Below are 20,789 nucleotides of genomic sequence, written 5' to 3' on the forward strand. Positions count from 1 at the left end.
CGCCGACCGCCAAACGACAACACCGGAGCCACCGCATGGCCTTCACCCTGTTCCCCAAGACCGTCCGCTTCTTTGAACTGCTAAGCCGCCAGAATGCCATGCTGGTGGAGGCGGCCGACTTGCTCACCCGCATCCTGGAGGATTTCGGCAAGGTTGACGACGCCTGCAAGCGCGTGAACCTGGTCGAGGTGGAGGCCGACGAGTTGTGCCGCGAAATCTCGCGCCAGCTCTCGCTCACCTTCATCACCCCCATCGACCGCGAAGACATCTACCGCCTGAACCTGGCGCAGGAAGACTCCATCAATCTCATCAAGGGCATCGCCACCCGCGCGCGGCTGTACGGGTTCACCTACATCCGCTTTCCTGCCCGCAAGATGGTCCGCAACCTGCGCGAGATGTGCGCCGTCACCGGCGAGATGATCTGCTGCCTGAAGGACAAGACCGACGTTGCCTCACAGGTCAAGCAGCTGAAGGCCATCAAGGGCGAATGCGAGATGCTGCTGGGCACCGGCCTTGCCGAACTGCACGACACGGAAAATCTCGACATGCGCGCCGTGGTGGACATCATGAAGTGGACCCAGGTGTACGACCGCATCGAGCTGGCCGTGGAACGCCTGGACGATCTCGCGGACGCCATCGAGGAAGTGGTGCTGAAGAATGCTTGAGATACCGGTGCTGCTCGTCGTCATCGTCATCGTCGCGCTGATCTTCGACTTCACCAATGGGGCGCACGATTGCGCCAACGCCATCGCCACCGTGGTTTCCACCAAGGTGCTTTCCCCGCGCACCGCCGTGGCCATGGCCGCCGTGCTGAACCTTTTCGGGGCCATGCTGGGCGAAGAGGTGGCGCACACCCTGGGCCAGGGCATCGTGAACACCAACATGGTCACGGGCAGCCAGACCCTGGTGCTGGCCGCGCTCATCGGGGCCATCGTCTGGAACCTGATCACCTGGTACTACGGCCTGCCTTCCTCCTCGTCGCATGCGCTCATCGGGGGGTTGATGGGGGCTGCCATCACCCACGCGGGGTTCAGCACCCTGAACGCCATGTCCATCGTCAAGAAGATCCTGCTGCCGCTGGTGCTCTCGCCCCTGGCGGGCTTTGCCGTCAGCTACGCCTGCATGATGCTGCTGATGCTGCTGTTCTGGCGCACCAACCGGCGCACGGTGACGCGCTCGTTCGAGAAGCTGCAGATCGTCTCCTCGGCGTTCATGGCCACCAGCCACGGCCTCAATGACGCGCAGAAAACCATGGGCGTCATCACCCTGGCCCTGTTCCTGTTCCACCAGATCGACACCATCCACGTGCCGCTGTGGGTCAAGCTGTCGTGCGCCATGGCCATGGCCCTGGGCACCGCACTTGGCGGCTGGAAGATCGTGAAAACCATGGGGCACAAGATATTCAAACTGGAACCGGTGCACGGCTTCGCGGCAGAAACCTCCGCCGCCGTGGTCATCACCGGGGCCTCGCTGATGGGCGCACCCATCTCCACCACCCACACCATCACCGCCTGCGTGTTCGGCGTGGGGGCCACCAAGCGCCTGTCCGCCGTACGCTGGGGCATCGCGGGCAACCTGGTGGTGGCGTGGATACTCACCATTCCCGCCGCAGCCACCATGGCCTCCATCAGCTTCCTGATCCTGGAGTTGCTGGGCATCGCCGACTAGTCGGCACGCCGCGAACCACAAGCGTACAAGGGGCTCCCGCGGGGAGCCCCTTTGCATTTCCGCCGCCCAAACAGCAAACGGCCCCCCTCCCGCGCGCGTCGGCGTCCACACCCCGGCCCAGAAACGCAACACGGCCCGCGACCATGAAGATCGCGGGCCGTTCGGTGAACCGTTCGGGGATGACCGGGATTCGGGCTAGCTGCCCGCTTCCATCTCTTCCTGACAGGCCTTGCACAATCCCACGCCCGGCACGGCGGCCAGCCGGGCTGGGGGGATGGGTTCGCCGCACTCGCGGCAGCAGGCAACGCCGTCGATCCATTCGGGCCCCTCGCCCCCCTGTGCGGCGGCGCTCCGCGCACGGGACAAGGCGGCTTCGCGTTCCAGCCGCTCCAGTTCCTGGGCCTGATCGAAAATATCCATGAGACCTCCTGTTGTCCCGATCCGCTCCCTGTCAGCGCTACGTCCGCCCCCCCTCGGCGCGGGCACTGCCCGCGCGCATCCGGCCTGACCGCATCAGCCGTCGTTGTTCCGGTTCTTCCCGCCCCTTCGCCCCTGTGCCCGTTCGGACCTTCCTAGCCGACCTGCCAGTCAAGGCCCCGCCCGCCGATGGCCGCCACGGCAAGGGCATCCACCCGCACCTTGGCCACGGCCTTGACCATGGCGGTGGCCGCGCCCGGAACGGCTATGCCCGGCATGTGCGCATCCTCCGGAAACAACGCGGCGAAGGCGCCGGGTTGCAGCAGCACGCGCGTGCAGGGCCGCCCCGTCACGGAAAAGAACCGAACGTCCCGGTCTTCCGCATAGGGGCCTTGGGCCTCCAGGCCGGACAGCGGCGTCCAGTCCAACCATTCCATACCCGAAAGAACGTACTGGATGTCAATATGCCTGCGGTGGGCCTCCAGTCGGCCGCTGCCTTCAGGCTTGGCGTCGTAGCGCCCCACTTCCACGTACACGCTGCCCTCGGGCGCATCGGCGCAGGACACCGGATGGCGGCCGGAAGCCACGTCGGTCGCAAGGTTCGACAGAAAGGCGAAAGCCGCCCGCCAGGCGGGACCCAGGTCATAGCGCATCCAAGTATCCAGCGTGCCGATTATCATTGTTTCCTCCGGCGAGGCGATGTTCCATCATTCTGGCGGCGGACCATATAGCGTCGCCGGGCGGCGTGCAACCCTGCCGCGCATTGACGCACCACGTCACCGCAACAAGAACGCCACACGCCCGCCGCACGAGCCCAACTCTTTATCGTTATAGTGCCACCTACAAAACTTATAATATGCACAGGTGCATAGCCCTTGCCAATATCCATGAATATGGGCATGAAGGCCGCGCGGCGTTCGGGAGCGGCTGGGGAGCCATTCGGATGCCGCAAGCGGGCACACACTCCTCGCAATCCCGCGTCACGCGACGGAAGGGTTAACGGCGGGCCAACCGTAAACATCCAGTCGCCATGGGGGGCTCCATGTCTCTGACCATTCGCACCAAACTGATCATCGCCTTTCTGTTGTCCATCGTCGTCGCCATCGGCAGCGTTTCCGCCGTGGTGTCCATCGAAATCCGCCGGGCCTCGCTGAAGGATTTCGAAGACTCGTCCAGCGCGCAACTGGAACGGGTGAACGACTTCGTCGCCACGTTCTTCGAGGCGGCGCAACGCAACGTGGTCTACCTTGCCTCGCTGCCCCGGGTGGTGGAAGCCAAGGGCCAGGTGACCTCCTACGCCGACACCAAGCAGGACAACAAGCTGCACCACGCCTCGCTGACGCCGGACGAACAGGCGCTGGCCAAGGTGTTCACCCTGATGGGCAAGGCCAACAACTGGTACGACGAAATCTTCGTCGGCTACCAGGACGGGGGCTTTCTCAGCCACATCGACGGTTCCGGCGTGCCCGCGGGCTACGACCCGCGCAAGCGCCCCTGGTACAAGGAGGCCATGGCCTCTTCCGGCAACACGTTGATCAGCAAGGCCTACATGTCCACCACCGGCTACCCGGTGGCCAGCGTCATGAGCAAGGTACGCAGCGGCGCGGGCGAGATCGTGGGCGTCATGGGCGTGGACATCAACCTGTCCACCCTGACCAAGGTCACCTCCAGCCTGCGCATCGGCAAGACCGGCTATGTCATGCTGATCGAGGACACCTCGGTCATCCTGTCCGACCCGAAGCACGAGAAGTTCAGCTTCAAGAAGACCGATGACACCGGCTCCCCCGCCCTCGTCCAGATCATGAAGATGCAGCGCGGCACCTTCGAAGCGGCCCTGGACGGCGTGGACAAACTGGTCACCGTGCATACCGGCTACCAGGGCTGGAAGCTGGTGGCCATCATCGACAAGGCCGAGGTGTACGCCCAGTCCGCCAGCGTGGTGAACTACATCCTGATGGTGGGCGCGGGCATCGCCGTGGTGCTGATGATCGTGGCGTGGCTGCTGGCGCGCTCCGTGGCCAATCCCATCCAGATGCTGGTGACCGCCTCCGGCCATGTGGCGTCCGGCGATTTCGACGCCCTTCCCGACGCGCGCCATTTCTCTGGCGAACTGCTGGCCCTGCACGGCAGCCTGCACGCCATGGTGGGCAACCTTGGCGAACTGCTGGCCACGGCCAAGGTCAAGACCAGGGAAGCCGAGGAACAGACCGGCAAGGCCGAGGCCGCCCTGCGCGAAGCCGAAGAGGCCCGCCTGCGCGGCGAACAGGCCCGCAAGGAAGGCATCCGCCAAACGGCGGAAAGGCTGGAAGGCATCGTGGCCAACGTGCGCAACGCCTCGCACGAACTGGCCGGGCAGGTGGACGAGGCCCGCTCCGGCGCGGAGGTGCAGCGCGCCCGCACGGCCGAGGCCGCCACCGCCATGGAACAGATGAACGCCTCCGTGCTGGAGGTTGCCGCCAATGCCTCGCGCGCGGCCGGAAGCGCCGAAAGCGCCCGGGTCGAGGCCGAAGCGGGCGGCACCATCGTGCGCGACGTGGTGGACAGCATCCGCAAGGTGGACGAATTCACTCGCGAGATGAGCACCGGCCTTGGCGAACTGGGCAAGCGGGCCGAGGGCATCGGCCACATCATGACCGTGATCACCGACATCGCCGACCAGACCAACCTGCTGGCGCTGAACGCCGCCATCGAGGCGGCCCGGGCCGGTGACGCCGGGCGCGGCTTTGCCGTGGTGGCCGACGAGGTGCGCAAGCTGGCGGAAAAGACCATGACCGCCACCAAGGAAGTGGGCGACGCCATCACCGCCATCCAGCGCGGCACGCAGGAAAACATCACCGGCATGGGCCGCGCGGCCGAGGTGGTGCAACGCAGCACCGATCTCGCCTCCCGCGCGGGCGAGGCGCTGGCGCGCATCGTGTCCATCGTGGAGGCCACGGCCGACCAGGTACGGTCCATCGCCACGGCGTCGGAAGAACAGTCCGCCGCATCCGAGCAGATCAACCGGGGAACCGACGAGGTGAACCGCATCGCCTCGGAAATGGCCGAGGCCATGGCCCAGTCCACCCGCGAGGTGGGCGAGCTTGCCCGGCTGTCGTCGGAACTGCAGGACGTCATCCGCGACCTGAAGGAAGGCAGTTAGCCACCCGACGCGCGGCCTCTGGCCCCGCAAGACGCTCCACGCCCCGGCATCCCCGCGATGCCGGGGCGTTTCGCGTGCGCCATGCGGAGCCGCCGCGTACGGCCAGCACCGTGCAGCCGCCCGTAGCGCGGCCATTTCCCACCGAAACGGGAGGAAATCGTGACAACCGGGGCCGAAGTGCTTACTCTCTGCCCCGTGGCGGGCGCGCCCCTTTCGGCAGTGCATCCACGGACCGCAACGGCCCACGGATGCACGACAAGTTCCGGGGGCCAGCGCGCGCCGCCATTGGCCGGACGCATGTGGGACGCGCCCGGCACCCCGCCCGGCCGCGCGCTTGCCGTGGGTCCGGGCGTCTTCCGGCAACCGTCAGCACGCGAGGCGTCGCATGAAGTACCGCATCCACCCCATCGTCATGGGTTCCAAGGTCTTCGACAAGGGCATGATGACCTACCAGCACGATTACGGCACGCCCTACACCATCCCCATCTACACCTGGTACATTGAGGGCGGCGACAAGCGCATCCTGGTGGACACCGGCGAGCTGAACCCCATCGTCTCTCCGGACCGCGAGGCGGCGCTGGGCGGCAGGATCTACACCTTCGAGGCGGGGTTGGCCAAGTACGGGCTCACCCCGGCGGACATCGACGTGGTCATCCACACCCATCTGCACAACGACCACTGCGAAAACGACTACAAGTGCGAAAACGCGGAAATCTGGGTGCACGAGAAGGAACTGGAGTCGATCCATAACCCGCATCCGCTGGATTTCCGCTACCTTGAAGACTATATCGCCGACGTGGAAGACAACGGCCAGCTGCGCGTGATCACGGAAGAAGAGCGCGAAATCCTGCCCGGCATCCGGGTGGTGCATACCCCGGTGCACACCGAGGGCGGCCTGACCGTGTTCGTGGACACGGAACAGGGCACCGCCGCCATCACCGGGTTCTGCATCATCGACGAGAACATGGACCCGCCCGCCGCCATCAAGGGCATGGAGATGGAGGTCATTCCTCCCGGCACCTGCATCAACCCCAAGCGGGGCTACGACATCATGCTCAAGGTGAAGCAGGCGGCGGAAATCGTCATCCCGCTGCACGAACCGCGCTTCGCCCGCATGGAGACCATCGGCTGACCGGCGCGGCCCTGCGCCACCCCGCGACCATCCGCACCGGAATGTGGCGCGCCGTTCCCGCGCCCGCTCCACCGCACCTGAACGCTGGAACATCCACAGGAGCCGCAGCATGACCATGAAGTTCATCGACGTCGCCTTCAACGGCGGCATGAAGATCGACGCCATACTCCACCCCGCCGTCACGGGCGATGCCCCCGCCGGACAGGACGCGTCCGCCACCCCGGACACCGTCATCCGCACCGACCAGCCGGTGAAGGACGGCGGCGAGGGCACCGCCCCCACCCCGTTCGAGTTGTTCCTGGCATCGCTGGCCACCTGCGCGGGCGTGTACGCCCAGCGCTTCTGCGAGGCGCGCAAGATATCGACGGAAGGCCTGGGCATCCGCGTGGGCTGCGAATTCGCGCCCAAGGGCTTTCAGGTCACCCGCATGACCTTCGTGGTCACGCCGCCGCAGGGCTTTCCGGACGAATACCGCGATGCGCTGGTGCGCGCCGTGGAACTGTGCGCCGTGAAAAAGCACATCATGACGCCGCCCGCGTTCGAGGTGGTGCTGGCGTAGCGTCTTCAATTGCTCGACGCGGCGACATGCGCCGCGTGCTTATCCCCCGGTTTCCCCCCACTTCCCGCAGCGCCGTGGCCCGCCACGGCGCTGTCGCATTCATGGGGCACGCTGCCGTTGTCGAACGCCTTTGCCCGCCATCTGCCCATTCCCTCGCGGGCGGTCCTGTGGCAGATTCGTCATCGCCAACATATCCGCCATGGGGAGCAGTTCCGCCACGCGCGCCGCCCCCGCACACGAACCGCCAACCGAATCGCCGCCACCGGAGCCGCCATGTCCAACCGTTCCATCAATCTCGCCCTGCACGTCATGAAGGACCCGGCCGCCATGGCCGAAAAGGCCGCCCAACTGCTGCTGGACCGCTGCGAACGCGCCGTGGCCGCGCGCGGCGTGTTCACCCTGGCGCTGTCCGGCGGCAGCACGCCCATCCCGCTGTTCCGGTTGCTGGCCACCCCGGCCTGGCTCGACCGCCTGCCGTGGGAGAAGATCGCCGTATACTGGGTGGACGAGCGCTGCGTGGAGCCGGACAACCCCCAGAGCAACTACGGCGTGGCCCGGCGCGAACTGCTGTCCCTGGCCCCCGCCACCCGTTTTTACCGCATGAAGGGCGAGATGGACCCGGTGGAGGGCGCGGCCGCCTACGAATCGCTGCTGCGCGAACATTTCGACCTGGAAGACGGGGCCTGGCCGCGTTTCGACATGGTGCTGCTGGGCATGGGCGAGGACGGACACACCGCGTCGCTGTTCCCCGACGGCACGGGGCTGGCCGAGCGCTCGCGCCTGGTCATCGACCAATACGTGCTGGCCACCAAGAGCGACCGGCTTACCCTGACCCTGCCGGTGCTGAACAACGCCCGCTGCTGCGTGTTCCTGGTGTCGGGAGGGGAGAAGCACCCCGTGCTGGCCCGGGCGCTGGACCTGCTGGCGGAACCCACCCTGCCCGCCCAGTTCGTGAAGCCCACCAATGGGGATCTGGTGTGGATTGTCGACGAAGGCGCGGCCAAGGGGTAGTTCAACGTGTTCTTTCGTCTGCGATGAACCGGCTTGGCCGCAACCGGGTCAGTCTTCCGCCGGGGGCAGCACCTCCACCAGCGCCTCACCGGCGGCCATGTCGATGACGGCGGCCATGAACGCGGCGGCGTGCTCCACGGGCAGGCCGATGATGCACTCCACGTCGGCCCCATGCAGTTCGGACTGAATGGCCGCCTCGTAGACGGGCAGCAGCCGCCGCAGCGCCCCTGCCCGGCCATGGGCCAGCACCACGGATACCCGCGCGGGCACGATGCGTTGGCGCAGGGGCAGACCGTCCAGCCCCAGGCGCGCCATGGCCGCGTAGGCCCGCACCAGCCCGCCGGTGCCCAGCTTGACCCCGCCGAAATATCGTGTCACCACCGCCGCCACCTCGCCCACGCCGCCATGCAGCAGTTGCTGCAACATGGGGCGACCGGCGGTGCCGTGGGGTTCGCCGTCGTCGCTGCATCCGATGCGGCCGGTTTCGCCCGGCGGCCCGGCCGCGAAGGCCCAGCAGTTGTGGGTGGCGTCGGCGAATTCGGCGCGCACCGCATCCGTGAAGGCACGCGCCGTGGCCGTGTCCGGCGCGTGGGCCACGCTGACGATGAACCGGCTGCGTTTGATGGAATCCTCGCGGCGGTACACGCCCCCGGCAAAACCCGCAACGCGGGTCAGCCCTGCCCCCTGCGCCATGTCGGGCACCGGGTAGCGGGCGGGGGCGGGCGGCGACGACGCTGCGGGTGCGGATTCGCCCGTTGCGGATTCGGCTTCCGGCGCGATGTCGGATGGGCTAATGATACGCTGGCCGGTCATGGCCTCCGGCTGTAGCCGCCCGCCGGTGGCGGGTCAAGGTGCAACGCCAAGGGCGTCCGGACAACCGCCCATCACTCCGCCCTCCCGGACGCCATTGTCGCAACGCCGTCCCGCCAACCTTTCACCCACTGGTTCAGTCCGCCCATGTCCAAGACCCTGATCATCGCCGAAAAGCCCTCCGTGGCACGCGAACTGGCCCCCCACGTGGGCGCCACACAGCGCCGCGCGGGCTTTCTGGAAGGGCCGGACCACCTGGTCAGCTGGGCCGTGGGCCACCTTGTGGGCATCGCCGAGCCGGAGGAACAGGACCCGGCCTGGGCAGGCCGCTGGACCCTGGACCAGTTGCCCATGCTGCCGCCGCGTTTTCGCCTGCGGGTGCTGCCGGAAACGGCGGACCAGTTCGCCGTGCTGCAACGCCTGCTTGCCGACGAGCGCGTCACGGGCGTCATCAACGCCACCGACGCCGGGCGCGAGGGCGAACTGATCTTCCGGCGCATCTACCTGATGGCCGAATGCGCCAAGCCCGTGCGCCGCCTGTGGGCCAGCGACATGACCGAAGAGGGCCTGCGCAAGAGCCTGTCCCGCCTGCTGCCCGACGCGGAAAAGCGCAACCTGGGCCTTGCCTCCTTTGCCCGGGCCGAGGCCGACTGGCTGGTGGGCATGAACTATTCGCGCCTGTTCACGGTGAAGACCGGCGGCCTTGTCTCGGTGGGGCGCGTGCAGACCCCGGTGCTGTGCCTGCTGGCCGCCCGCCGCCGCGAGATCGAAGAATTCGTGCCGCAGGACTTCTGGACCGTGGAAGGGGTGTTCGCCCCGTCCGGCGCGGCCAAGGCCCGCGCATCGCAAGACGACGATGCCGCTCCCGCTGCTCCCGCTGACGCCGCCCCTTCCGATGCGCCGCCCGGCACGCCCGACGCCTTCCCTGCCGTATGGCACCGCCCGCCGGAACTGCGCGAAGCCCGGGTGGATAGCGAGGACGAGGCATCGGCCATCGCCGCCGCCTGCACCGGGCGCGAAGGCGTGGTGGAATCGGTGGCCAGCAAGGCGGGCAGCCAGCAGCCTCCCCTGCCCTTCGACCTGACCACCCTGCAGCGCGAAGCCAACACCCGCTTCGGCCTCTCAGCCAAGGACACCCTGGCCCACGCCCAGGCGCTGTACGAAACGCACAAGCTGATCACCTACCCGCGTACCGATTCCCGCCACCTGACCAAGGAACTGTTCGCGGAAATCCTCAACCACTTCCGGGCCATCCACCACCTGTACCCGGACGGGACCATGCTGGCGGTCACGCGCATCAAGTCCGGCAAGGTCAAGTTTGCCTGTGTGGACGACCGCAAGGTCACCGACCACCACGCCATCATCCCCACCGCCCGCAAGGGCGACCCGGCCCGCCTCTCGCAGACGGAACGGCAGGTTTACGAGATGATCTGCCGCCGGTTCATCGCCGCCTTCTGCGCCGAGGCCAGGTTCTCCACCTCCACCGTCACGGTGAAGGTGGGCGACCACGCCTTCATCGCGCGGGGCAAGGTGTTCAAGGAAAAGGGCTGGCTGGCCGTGGAGCCGTGGCGCGCGGCGGAAGATACCCCCCTGCCTCCCCTGCGCAAGGGCGCGAAGCTGCATACGCAGGATATCCGCCGGGTGACGCGCCAGACCAAGGCCCCGGCCCACTATACCGATGCGTCCCTGCTGGCGGCCATGGAAACCGCCGGAAAGCTGGTGGAAGACGAGGAACTGCGCCAGGCCATGAAGGAACGCGGCCTCGGCACCCCCGCCACCCGCGCCCAGGTCATCGAAACGCTGCTCCAGCGCGGCTATGTGGGCAGGCAGGGCAAGCGGCTCATCGCCAGTGACCGGGGCATGCAGGTGGCCGAGGTCATCGAGGCGCTGCTGCCCGACGTGGCCTCGCCCGAACTGACCGGCACGTGGGAAAAGGCCCTCAAGGACATGGAGGCGGGCACCGCCACCTACCCGCAGTTCATGCACGGCATACGCGAAAGCGTGTGGCACGGCGTGCACCGCATCAAGCGGGTGGGCGGACGCAACCTGGACCGTTTGCTGGACACGGCGTCCGAACGGTACGCCCGCACACCGGACGGCCTGTGCCCCCTGTGCGGCGGCGAGGTGCGCGAAACACCGCGCGGCTGGGCCTGCACCGGGCAGCCGCCCGCCAAAAAGCGCGGCAAGGCGTCCGGGGATGGGGACGGCGGCGCGGAGAAGGAAACCGCGCGTGCCAAACGCGGCGCGAAAAAGGTCGACGCGGAAGGCGCGATGCCTGACGGCGGTGCGGAACCCGTCGCCACCAACGGCCGCTGCCCGTTCATCCTCTGGCGCACCACCTTCGGCCGCGAACTGGACGAGCCCACGGCGCGTGAACTGCTGGCCACGGGCCGCACCGCGCAGGCCATGGACTTCACCTCGCGCCAGGGCAAGCCGTTCCGGGCGCACCTGGTGCTGAAGGGCGGCCGCCTGCGCCCCGAATTCGTGCCCGACGGGTCGCGCCGGGCTTCGGAGGGCGCTCCCGCCCCGCAACAGGCGGATGAAACCGCATCGCCCGCCGACCATGCCGCCCCCGGCACGTCCAATACACCGGACGCGCCCAACACACCGGGCACACCGGGCACACCGGGCACACCGGGCACTCCGGGCACTCCGAGCGCACCGGGCACCGCCGACATCTAGCCAGACGCCCTCGCCACGCCCCATTCCGTTCCGACCCGTTCTGTTCCGGGTGCGGCAATCCTGCCTCCCCGCTCCGCACACGGCCCCGTATGCCCTGCCCTCGCCGCGCTTCCGCTCGCGGCCCTTCCGCGTTCCCCATTTTCACGCGCCCGCCCTTCCCCCAGCCGGGCGGATGGCGTATGCTCTCGACGATTTCTTTCCTCAAATTTTAAAAAAGAACTTTACAAGCCTATGGATGGCCGCTAAACAGGAATTGTTCCTAACAAGGAACCCAATCACGAAACCACAAGGAGCATATCGATGAGCAAGACCCATGAGAACATGATGGCGGCCTTTGCCGGTGAATCCCAGGCCAACCGCAAGTACCTCGCGTTCGCCAAGCAGGCCGACAAGGAAGGCCTGCCGCAGGTCGCCAAACTGTTCCGAGCCGCCGCCGAGGCGGAAACCATCCACGCCCACGGCCACCTGCGCAACGCGGGCAAGATCGGTTCCACCCTCGACAACCTGAAGGCCGCCATCGACGGCGAAACCTACGAATTCACCAAGATGTACCCGCAGATGATCGCCGAGGCCGAAGCCGAAGGCGAAAAGGTGCCCGCGCGCTACTTCGGCTGGGCCAACGCCGTGGAAGAGGTGCACGCCAACCTCTACCGCAAGGCCCTGGAAAATCCCTCGGCCCTGGCCGACGTGGACTACTACGTGTGTTCCGTGTGCGGCTACACCCACGAAGGCCCGCACGACGGCAAGTGCCCCATCTGCAACGCCGCGGCGTCCGCTTTCTACAAGGTCGCGTAGCTCGCCCCTGCACGGGCCATGCGTCCCTTCGGAGGGCTCCGGTGTGCACCACCGGGGCCCTCCCGTCGTTTTGCCGGTTGGCGGCAGCGTCTCGACACCGGCGGCGCGGTGCAGTATCCGGGCGTATGCACGCGCACCCCGCCCCCCCACCACCCGCATGCTGATCCACCTGCGTACCGCCGATGCGCGCATCGCCGCACGCATGGCCGTCCCCCTGGCCGAGGTCGGGTTGCGGCTGGTCACGCCGCCCGATGCCGCGCCCGATGCCTCGCCAGACGCCGCACCCGACGCCACGCCCGACGCGCTGGTGGCGGACCTCGACCTGCTAATCCCGCCGGAAAGCGGCACGCCCCCCCGCGCTTCCAGCACCGCTCCCCTCGCGTTGCCCCCGCATTCAGTTCCGCCGGGCATTCCGGTGGTCCTGCTGCATGCCGCCACGGCCCGGCAGGAATTGCGGCGCGTGCGCGCCGCCGGACTGCCCCCATCCACCCGCCTGTTGCGCATGCCGTTCGCCGCCGGAGCGCTGGTGTCGGCCCTGCGTGCGGCGGGGCTGGCCGCCCCGCCCGGCCGGGGGCCGCTGTCCGCAGGTGTGCTGGCCCTTGGCGACATCGTGTTCGACCCTGTCACCGGGCGCGTCACCCGCGACTTTCGCCCCCTTGCCCTGCACCCGCAGGAACGGCTGCTGCTGGAACTGCTGCTCCGCCGGGCGGGCACGGTGGTGCAGCGGTCGGACATCGCCCGCTGGTGCCTGGATTACGCAGCGACGCCGGACAGCCACGCGCCCCATGCGCCCCACGCACCCCATGCTGTTGACGTGCTGGTCTCCCGCCTGCGCCGCGCGCTGGAACGCGCCGCCCCCCCCGGCAGCAGGGGCGGCACGCGCCTGCGCACCGTGCGCGGCGTGGGCTACCGGCTTGAGACGGACTGACGCCGCGACCCGTGCCTGCCGCCATCACCGCCCCGCGGCCCGCTTGTCACTCCGTCCATACCGGCTCCATTCCGGGCTTGCGTCGCGGGCAAGCTTGTCGCATTGTCGCATTCCCGAACCCCGCCGCGCCCCGGCCCCGGTCGCTCCGCCCGGCCCGCGCGAACCATGGCCAGCACGCCGTCATGACGAGGAACCCGTGACCTACCGCAATCTTTCCGCCTGCGTCGCCGACCTTGAACGCCACAAGCACCTCGTGCGCATCGACGCAGAGGTGGACGCCAACCTGGAAATCGCCGCCATCCAGCGCCGCGCCTACCGCGCGGGCGCGCCCGCCATGCTGTTCACCCGGGTGAAGGGCTGCCGCTTTCCCATGCTGGCCAACCTGTTCGGCACCATGGAGCGCACGAAATTCATCTTCCGCGACACGCTGCGCGCCGTGGAAGGCATCTTCCGTTTGAAGCTGGACCCTTTCGACGCCTTCCGCCACCCCCTGCGCTACACCGGCGTGCCGCGCGCCCTGTGGTCCATGCTGCCGAAATCGGTGTCCGACGGGCCGGTGCTGCGCCACCGGTGCGCCATCAGCGACCTGCCGCGCCTGGTCTCGTGGCCCATGGACGGCGGCGGCTACGTCACCCTGCCGCAGGTGTACACCGAAAGCCCCGACGCGCCCGGCCCCATGCAGTCCAACATCGGCATGTACCGCGTGCAGTTGGACGGCCCGGACTACGAGAAGGATCGCGAGGTGGGCCTGCACTACCAGATCCACCGGGGCATCGGGTTCCACCACGCCCAGGCCCTGCGCCGGGGCGAGCCGCTGAAGGTGAACGTCTTCGTGGGCGGGCCGCCCGCCATGACCCTGGCCGCCGTCATGCCCCTGCCGGAAGGCCTTGCCGAAATCCTGTTCGCCGGGGCCATGGCGGGCTTCCGCATTCCCATGATCCGTCGTCCCGGCGGGCTGCCCATGCTGGCCGAGGCCGACTTCTGCATCAGCGGCACCATCGCCCCGTACCAGAAGCCGGAAGGCCCCTTCGGCGACCACCTGGGCTACTACAGCCTGGCGCACGACTTTCCGGTGCTGCGGGTGGACGCGGTGCACCACCGCCCGGACGCCATCTGGCCGTTCACCACGGTGGGCCGCCCCCCGCAGGAAGACACCGTGTTCGGCGACTTCATCCACCAGCTTACGGCAGACCTGGTGCCCCAGGTGTTCGCGGGGGTGCGCGAAATCCACGCCGTGGACGCCGCCGGGGTGCACCCGCTTCTGCTGGCCATCGGCAGCGAGCGCTACGTGCCCTACGCCGGAGAACGCCAGCCGCAGGAACTGATCACCTGCGGCATGGCCCTGCTGGGGTCCACCCAGACATCCCTTTCCAAGTACGTGCTGATCATGGCCCACGAGGACGCGCCCTCCCTGTCCACGCACGACTTCCCCGGCTTCTTCACGCACATGCTGGAGCGCACCGACTTCACCCGCGACCTGCACTTCATTACCCGCACCACCATAGACACCCTGGACTACACCGGCATCAGCCTGAACCAGGGGTCCAAGCTGGTGTGGGCGGCGGCGGGCCCGCGCAAGCGGCAACTGGCCGACAACCTGCCCGGCGACCTGCCGCTGGATGCACGGTCTGGGGACGCGCGGTCCGGGGATGGCGCAACCGCAGGCAACTTCGGCGATCCGCGCCTGTTCGGGCGGGGCGTCGTGGTGCTGCGCGGGCCCAGGCACACGGCAAGACGCGACGAGCACGACCCGGCCATGCACGAACTGGCCGCCAGGCTGGCCCACGCGCACGGGCTGGACGGCCTGCCCCTGTTCGTGGTGGTGGACGACCCGGCCTTCACCGCCGCCAACTGGGACAACTTCCTGTGGGTGGTCTTCACCCGGTCGGACCCGGCCACCGACATGTACGGCGCGGGCGAATTCACCCATTGCAAGCATTGGGGATGCACCGGGCCGCTGGTCATCGACGCGCGGCTGAAGTCATTCCACGCCCCGGCTCTGGAAACCGACCCCGACGTGGAGCGCCGCGTGGACGCGCTGGCCGCGCCCGGCGGGCCGTTGCACGGCTACCTGTAGCAAGCGCGCACGGCGCTCCTCGCCCCCGTCGGGGGCAGGAAGCTCCGTGCTCCCCACTCCATTTCGCGGCTTTCGCGGCGCGGCGGCCAGATCGCCGCGCCGCCCTTTTGCGTCGGCAACCTGCTGCGAATATTTGCTTTCGCCGTTTTCCGCCGCCAGCCTGCTCCGTTCCGTCACCCCGCCGTCACCGCCATGCCATGCGCAACTGCCCTTTTCTGCTGTCCTTTTCTTGAAGTTATGCTACATTTGGTGCATTCTCGCGTGCCCGTGGCTTCGGCGTCCGTTTCATAACGCCGCCCGCACGCCACCGGAATGCCTTCGTACCGTCTACAGAGGTTGCCATGCCCCATTCCGGCTCCGAGCTGCTGACCCGGCCCGCCGCCCCCGGCATCACGCCCGCCAGCGTCCGTACCCCTGCCCTTGCCGGGGCGGCGGAAGCGGACACCGACGCATGCTCCGTTCCCCTGCGCCCCTTTGCCGTCAAGATGGCCCAGGCCGGGCTGCCGTCCGAACTGGTGGCGCTGTTCGCCTCGTATCTCGAGGAACTGGCCTGCGGGCGCACCGGGCTGATCCCCGAAGCCGACATCCTGCCCGTGGGGCGCGACGACCTGCCCGCGCTGGACGACCTGGCCCCCTACGCCGCCACCGGGCGCGCCCGCCTGCGCGAGGCGGCATGCATCAAGCTGAACGGGGGCCTTGGCACCGGCATGGGCATGACCCACGCCAAGTCGCTGCTGCCCGCCAAGGACGGGGCCACCTTTCTGGAACTCATCGTGCGCCAGGCCGAGCACCTGCGCCGCACCCACGGCGGCCCTTCACCGCTGCTGTTCATGAACAGCTTCTCCACCCACCAGGACACCCAGCGCGCCCTGGACGTGCTGGGGCTGCACCACACCGGCAGGCCGGGCTCCTTCCTGCAGCACCGCTTTCCCAAGGTGTCACGGGCCACGCTGCGGCCCGTGGACTACCCGGCAAATCCCGATCTGGAATGGAACCCGCCCGGCCACGGCGACATCTACGCCGCGCTGGCCCTTTCCGGCCATCTCGACAGGCTGCTGGAGGCAGGCCGCCGCTATGCGCTCATCTCCAACGCCGACAACCTGGGCGCCACGCTCGACCCGGCCATCCTCGGCTACCTCATGGAAGAGAACATCCCCTTCCTGATGGAGTGCGCGCCGCGCACCGCGTCCGACCGCAAGGGGGGGCACCTGGCCCGCTCGCGCGACGGGGGACTGGTGCTGCGCGAACTGGCCCAGTGCCCCGACGAAGACCTGCCCCGCTTCCAGGACATCGTGCGCTACGGGCTGTTCAACACCAACAACATCTGGCTGGACCTGCGCGCGCTGCGCCGTCAGATCGACGAACACGGCCTGCTGCGCCTGCCCATGATCCGCAACCCCAAGACCGTAAACCCCCGCGACCCGGAATCGGAAAAGGTCTGGCAGGTGGAAACGGCCATGGGCGCGGCCATCGGCCTGTTCCCCCAGGCGCGGGCCATCGTCACCCGGCGCGAACGCTTTCTGCCGGTGAAGCGGTGCAGCGACCTGCTGGTGCTGTGGTCCGACCGCACCCTGCTGGAGCCCGACGGCCGCGTGCGCCCCAACCCCGACTGCACCACCGACAACGCGCTGGTGGAACTGGACGGCGCGCACTACGGCACGTGGGACCGGCTGATGGCCCGCTTTCCCCACGGCGCGCCATCGCTGCTGCACTGCGCCGCGCTGACCGTGCACGGAGACGTGCTGTTCGGGCGCGACGTGACCGCGCGCGGCCGGGTGGTGGTGCGCAACCCCTCGTGCATGCAGGCCATGGTGCCGCACGGCACGGTGCTGGAAGGCGAGGTGAACCTGTAGCCGCGCAGCTGAACGCGGCCACCTGCATCCACGGCGGCAACCACTTGCTCTCCCGCGCCCAGGCGCATGCACCCGGCCCCGCCACCCATGCGTAACCACGCGCGGCCATTTCTAGATTTTTTCTTGAGCTTTTCTTCCGTCTGACCTAACGTGCCCGTGAGACCGGTGTGTCTGGGGCATGCTTGAGGGCATGCGTGCGCCACTGCCACGGGGCGCGCATGCAGGCCATGCAGCCCGGCCCGCCGGAACGGGGACGCCCCGCCACGGCCCGTGCGCCGTGTGCCGCCGTCCACCGCCATGCAGGACGACAGCCGCACCCCGAGCAGGGAGGGCGAACATGCCTCAGGTTGCCGCCAGGATATCGTCGGAGCAGGAACGCTGGCTCAAGGACTACTTCCGCACCAAGAGCGCCGGGGCGGAATTCATCCTGCCGTGGGCCGTGGACACCTTCTTCCGCGCCATTTCCTCCATCAAGAGCATCTTTTCGGGGCCCGAACTCAAGACCATCATCGAGGCCCACAAGGACCTGCGCCTGCTGCCCGACCACACGCGGCTGTCCTACCTGCTGCTGCGGGTCATGGACGCCTGCGACGTGGGCATGGTGCACACCAAGCACGGGGCCAGCAAGGCCAGCCTGGAGGCCAAGCTGAAACGGCTGGACGACACGCAGGCCACCGCGCTGATGGTCTGGGCCGCCGCCTACTGGGTAAGCCGCAACTGCACCGCCGACAGCCTGGACGAATACATCAAGGAATACTGAGCCGGTTTGGCCCGCCGCCGCTTCCCGCGCATGCAAGGGGACGGGCGCGGGCCGCAACGAACGGCAAGGGGCGCCGGATCGTCATGATCCGGCGCCCCTTGCGTTTCCCCCATGGGTCCGCCCCCCGCCAGGCCAGCGCGTGCGGCGGAAGGCAGGCGGACGTGACCTGGATCAGGCCTGCCTGGCCTGTTCGCCCTCCGGCCCGCCCGACGGCGTGAAAAACCGCAGCCGCAACGCGTTGCCGACCACCGAAACCGACGACAGGGCCATGGCCCCGCCTGCGAGCATGGGCGACAGGGTGGGCCCGCCAAAGGCGTGCAGCACCCCGGCCGCCACCGGTATGCCCAGCACGTTGTAGCCGAAGGCCCAGAACAGGTTCTGGCGGATGTTGCGCACCGTGGCGCGGCTGAGGGCAAGCGCCGTGAGCACCCCGTCCAGCCCGCCGCGCAGCAGCACGATGTCGCCCGCCTCCACCGCCACGTCGATGCCGGTGCCCATGGCGATGCCCACATGGGCGCGCGCAAGGGCCGGGGCGTCGTTGATGCCGTCGCCCACCATGCCCACCACGAGCCCTTCGGCCTGCAACGCGCTGACGGCCTGCTCCTTCTGGTCGGGCAGCACTTCGGCGCGCACGTCCTCGATGCCCGCCTGCCGGGCAACGGCAAGGGCGGTGCGGCGGTTGTCGCCGGTCAGCATCACCACGCGCACGCCCATGGCGCGCAGGCGGCGCACCACCTCGGGCGCTTCCGGCTTCAGCGGGTCGGCCACGCCCAGCAGGGCGCCCATGCGGCCGTCCACGGCCATGTACAGCGGGGTGCGGCCCTGCTCGGCCAGCGCGTTTGCGCGGGCGGTGACGCTGGCCGCATCGTGCCCGGCCACGCCTTCCGCCGCCATGAACGCCGCATTCCCGATGGCCACGAAAAACCGCGAGCCGTCATCCGCCATCACCCGGCCGCGCACGCCCTTGCCGGGCACGGCCAGAAAGTCCTCCACCGGCCATGGGGCCAGGCCGCGCTCCGTGGCCCCGGCGGCCACGGCCTCGGCCAGGGGATGCTCGGAAAGGGCCTCCAGCGAGGCGGCAAGTCGCACCAGCGTGGCCTCGTCAGGGACGGCCGACGCAACGCCGTCCTCCACTCCCGCCGTCACCACGTCGGCCAGCAGCACAACATCCGTCAGACTCGGGCTGCCCACGGTGAGCGTGCCGGTCTTGTCGAACACCAGCGCGGTCAACCTTCCGGCCTGCTCCAGCGCCTCGCCGCTCTTGATCAGCACGCCCAGTTGCGCGCCGCGCCCTGTCCCCACCATGATGGACGTGGGCGTGGCCAAGCCCATGGCGCACGGGCAGGCGATGACCATCACCGCCACGAAGATGCGCAGGGCGAAGGTGAATTCCGATCCGGCGGCATACCACGCCACCCCGGCCAGCACGGCCAGCGCCATCACCGCCGGGACGAACCACAGGCTCACCCGGTCCGCCAGGTTGGCGATGGGGGCCTTGGAGCCCTGGGCGTCCTGCACCAGCCGGATGATGCGCGCGAGCACGGTGTCCGCGCCCACCCGTTCCGCCCGCATGACGAACGAGCCGTGCCGGTTGATGGTGCCGCCCGCCACCGGGTCGCCGGGATTCTTGGTCACCGGCAGGCTTTCGCCGGTCAGCATGGCCTCGTCCACGCTGCTGCTGCCCTCCTCCACCACGCCGTCCACGGCAATGCGCGCGCCGGGCCTCACCAGCAGCCGGTCGCCGGCGTGCACGGAGGCCACGGGCACCTCGTGCGCCTCGCCGTCCTCCATGCGCAGCGCGGTGTCCGGCGCAAGCTCCATCAGGGCCTTGATGGCCTCTGACGTGCGGGTGCGCGAGCGCAGTTCAAAGTACTTGCCCAGCGACACCAGCGCGATGAGCACCGCCGCCGACTCGTAGTACAGGTCCATGACCCGCCGGGCCACTTCCACCCCAAGGCCTATCTCCACGGTGTTCCACAGGCTGTAGGCAAAGGCCGCGCCCGTGCCCACGGCCACCAGCGAATCCATGTTGGGGGCGCGGCGGGCCAGGTTGCCGAAGCCGATGCGGTAGAAGTCGCGCCCGAACCACAGCACCGGCAGGGTCAGGAAGAGCTGCGCCAGCGCGAAGGCCAGCGGTTGGTGGTGCGGGTCGAGCCAGGCGGGCAGGGGCAGACCCGCCATGTGCCCCATGGAGAGCACCAGCAGCGGGATGGTGAAGGCGAATTCGCGCGCCAGCTTGCCGCGCATCCGGGAAAGGCGCGCGGCGGCTTCCTCGCGCTGGGCTTCCCACAGGGCCGTGCCGGAATCCTGCCGGGGCAGGATGCGTTCCGCCGAAAAGCCCAATTCCGCGATGCGCGCGGGAACGGCGGCGGCAAGGGCCTGCGCAGCGTCCGGCCCAAGGCCGGGGGCGGGGGTGACCTGCGCCGTTTCCGTGGCCAGGCTGACGGTGACGGCGGCCACGCCCTCCATCTGGCCCACGGCGCGCTCGATGCGCGCCGAGCAGGCGGCGCAGTGCATGCCGCGCACGGCGTAGCGCAGCACGCCGTCGTCGGGGTCCGCTGCCGACGCGGGGTCGGGCAGCACGGCCTCGAAACCCAGGTCCTTCACCCGTTCGGCTATGTCGTCCAGATGCAGGGCGGCCGGGTTCCACGCCACGTCCATGGTTTCGGTGGCCAGGTTCACGCTGATGCGCGACACCCCGTCCATCTGCCCCACCATGCGTTCTATGCGGCCCGCGCACACCGCGCAGGTCATGCCCCGCACCGGCAGCACCAGCCGGGACAGATCGGGGGCCACGCCGCTCCCCGGATCGGAGCCCGGACCGGATGATGGCCCGGATGATGAGCCGGACGCCGGGGCCGGAGCTGTGGCGGCGAGGGAAGAGGATGCGGAAGAAGCATCGGGCGTGGTCATGTGGGCTCCCGGATCGGCGCATGGCGGCAAAGCGGCGCGCGCTGG

Annotated in this window: 16 protein-coding genes; 12 read left to right on the forward strand and 4 right to left on the reverse strand. The window is 68.8% G+C overall.

Features of this window, described 5'->3' with window-relative positions; genetic code table 11:
* Positions 1–35 precede the first annotated feature (35 nt).
* Positions 36–665: a DUF47 domain-containing protein gene (locus RVX_RS10485; protein ID WP_116305809.1), complete on the forward strand. Its 630-nt coding sequence runs from the start codon at positions 36–38 to the stop codon at positions 663–665.
* A complete protein-coding gene (locus RVX_RS10490; protein ID WP_116305810.1) occupies positions 658–1,668 on the forward strand; it encodes an inorganic phosphate transporter in 1,011 nt (336 codons plus the stop codon). The genes RVX_RS10485 and RVX_RS10490 overlap by 8 nt, the downstream gene beginning before the upstream one ends.
* Before the next feature lie 195 nt (positions 1,669–1,863).
* Here the strand turns inward: RVX_RS10490 and RVX_RS10495 are convergent, their stop codons facing one another.
* Both RVX_RS10495 and RVX_RS10500 read right to left on the reverse strand, forming a co-directional pair.
* Complete coding sequence (locus tag RVX_RS10495) at positions 1,864–2,088, reverse strand: TraR/DksA family transcriptional regulator (RefSeq protein WP_007527809.1); 225 nt, start codon at positions 2,086–2,088, stop codon at positions 1,864–1,866.
* 152 nt (positions 2,089–2,240) lie between these two features.
* A complete protein-coding gene (locus RVX_RS10500; RefSeq protein ID WP_116305811.1) occupies positions 2,241–2,765 on the reverse strand; it encodes a YhcH/YjgK/YiaL family protein in 525 nt (174 codons plus the stop codon).
* 362 nt (positions 2,766–3,127) lie between these two features.
* On the opposite strand from RVX_RS10500, the gene RVX_RS10505 reads away from it, so the two are divergent.
* From RVX_RS10505 to pgl, 4 genes are all read left to right on the forward strand, one after another.
* Positions 3,128–5,224 carry a methyl-accepting chemotaxis protein gene (locus tag RVX_RS10505; protein ID WP_116305812.1) on the forward strand — a complete coding sequence of 699 codons (2,097 nt, stop codon included), beginning with the start codon at positions 3,128–3,130 and terminating at the stop codon, positions 5,222–5,224.
* Between the two features lie 385 nt (positions 5,225–5,609).
* Positions 5,610–6,356, forward strand: a complete 747-nt coding sequence (locus RVX_RS10510) for an N-acyl homoserine lactonase family protein (RefSeq protein ID WP_116305813.1) — start codon at positions 5,610–5,612, stop codon at positions 6,354–6,356.
* Positions 6,357–6,465: 109 nt separating this feature from the next.
* Positions 6,466–6,915 carry an OsmC family protein gene (locus RVX_RS10515; protein ID WP_116305814.1) on the forward strand — a complete coding sequence of 150 codons (450 nt, stop codon included), beginning with the start codon at positions 6,466–6,468 and terminating at the stop codon, positions 6,913–6,915.
* A gap of 273 nt (positions 6,916–7,188) precedes the next feature.
* Positions 7,189–7,926, forward strand: a complete 738-nt coding sequence (gene pgl, locus RVX_RS10520; RefSeq protein ID WP_116305815.1) for a 6-phosphogluconolactonase — start codon at positions 7,189–7,191, stop codon at positions 7,924–7,926.
* Between the two features lie 48 nt (positions 7,927–7,974).
* Here the strand turns inward: pgl and RVX_RS10525 are convergent, their stop codons facing one another.
* Complete coding sequence (locus RVX_RS10525) at positions 7,975–8,739, reverse strand: IMPACT family protein (RefSeq protein WP_116305816.1); 765 nt, start codon at positions 8,737–8,739, stop codon at positions 7,975–7,977.
* Between the two features lie 144 nt (positions 8,740–8,883).
* Between RVX_RS10525 and RVX_RS10530 the strand changes: the two genes are divergently transcribed.
* The 6 genes from RVX_RS10530 to RVX_RS10555 all read left to right on the forward strand — a co-directional run bounded on the left by RVX_RS10530 (position 8,884) and on the right by RVX_RS10555 (position 17,831).
* Complete coding sequence (locus tag RVX_RS10530; RefSeq protein ID WP_230404544.1) at positions 8,884–11,418, forward strand: type IA DNA topoisomerase; 2,535 nt, start codon at positions 8,884–8,886, stop codon at positions 11,416–11,418.
* A gap of 300 nt (positions 11,419–11,718) precedes the next feature.
* Positions 11,719–12,213 carry a rubrerythrin family protein gene (locus RVX_RS10535; RefSeq protein WP_116305817.1) on the forward strand — a complete coding sequence of 165 codons (495 nt, stop codon included), beginning with the start codon at positions 11,719–11,721 and terminating at the stop codon, positions 12,211–12,213.
* 157 nt (positions 12,214–12,370) lie between these two features.
* Complete coding sequence (locus RVX_RS10540) at positions 12,371–13,141, forward strand: winged helix-turn-helix domain-containing protein (protein ID WP_116305818.1); 771 nt, start codon at positions 12,371–12,373, stop codon at positions 13,139–13,141.
* Positions 13,142–13,337: 196 nt separating this feature from the next.
* The gene (locus tag RVX_RS10545) at positions 13,338–15,218 is read left to right on the forward strand and encodes a UbiD family decarboxylase (protein WP_116305819.1); all 1,881 of its coding nucleotides are present in this window, start codon (positions 13,338–13,340) and stop codon (positions 15,216–15,218) included.
* A 341-nt stretch (positions 15,219–15,559) separates the two neighbouring features.
* Positions 15,560–17,071, forward strand: a complete 1,512-nt coding sequence (locus tag RVX_RS10550) for a UTP--glucose-1-phosphate uridylyltransferase (protein ID WP_116305820.1) — start codon at positions 15,560–15,562, stop codon at positions 17,069–17,071.
* A gap of 337 nt (positions 17,072–17,408) precedes the next feature.
* Positions 17,409–17,831, forward strand: coding sequence for a hypothetical protein (locus tag RVX_RS10555; RefSeq protein WP_007527762.1), 423 nt, complete (start codon positions 17,409–17,411; stop codon positions 17,829–17,831).
* A 171-nt stretch (positions 17,832–18,002) separates the two neighbouring features.
* Here the strand turns inward: RVX_RS10555 and RVX_RS10560 are convergent, their stop codons facing one another.
* Positions 18,003–20,744, reverse strand: a complete 2,742-nt coding sequence (locus tag RVX_RS10560) for a heavy metal translocating P-type ATPase (RefSeq protein WP_116305821.1) — start codon at positions 20,742–20,744, stop codon at positions 18,003–18,005.
* Positions 20,745–20,789 lie beyond the last annotated feature (45 nt).

The sequence above is a fragment of the Nitratidesulfovibrio sp. HK-II genome, from assembly GCF_003402415.2.
GTDB lineage: Bacteria > Desulfobacterota > Desulfovibrionia > Desulfovibrionales > Desulfovibrionaceae > Cupidesulfovibrio.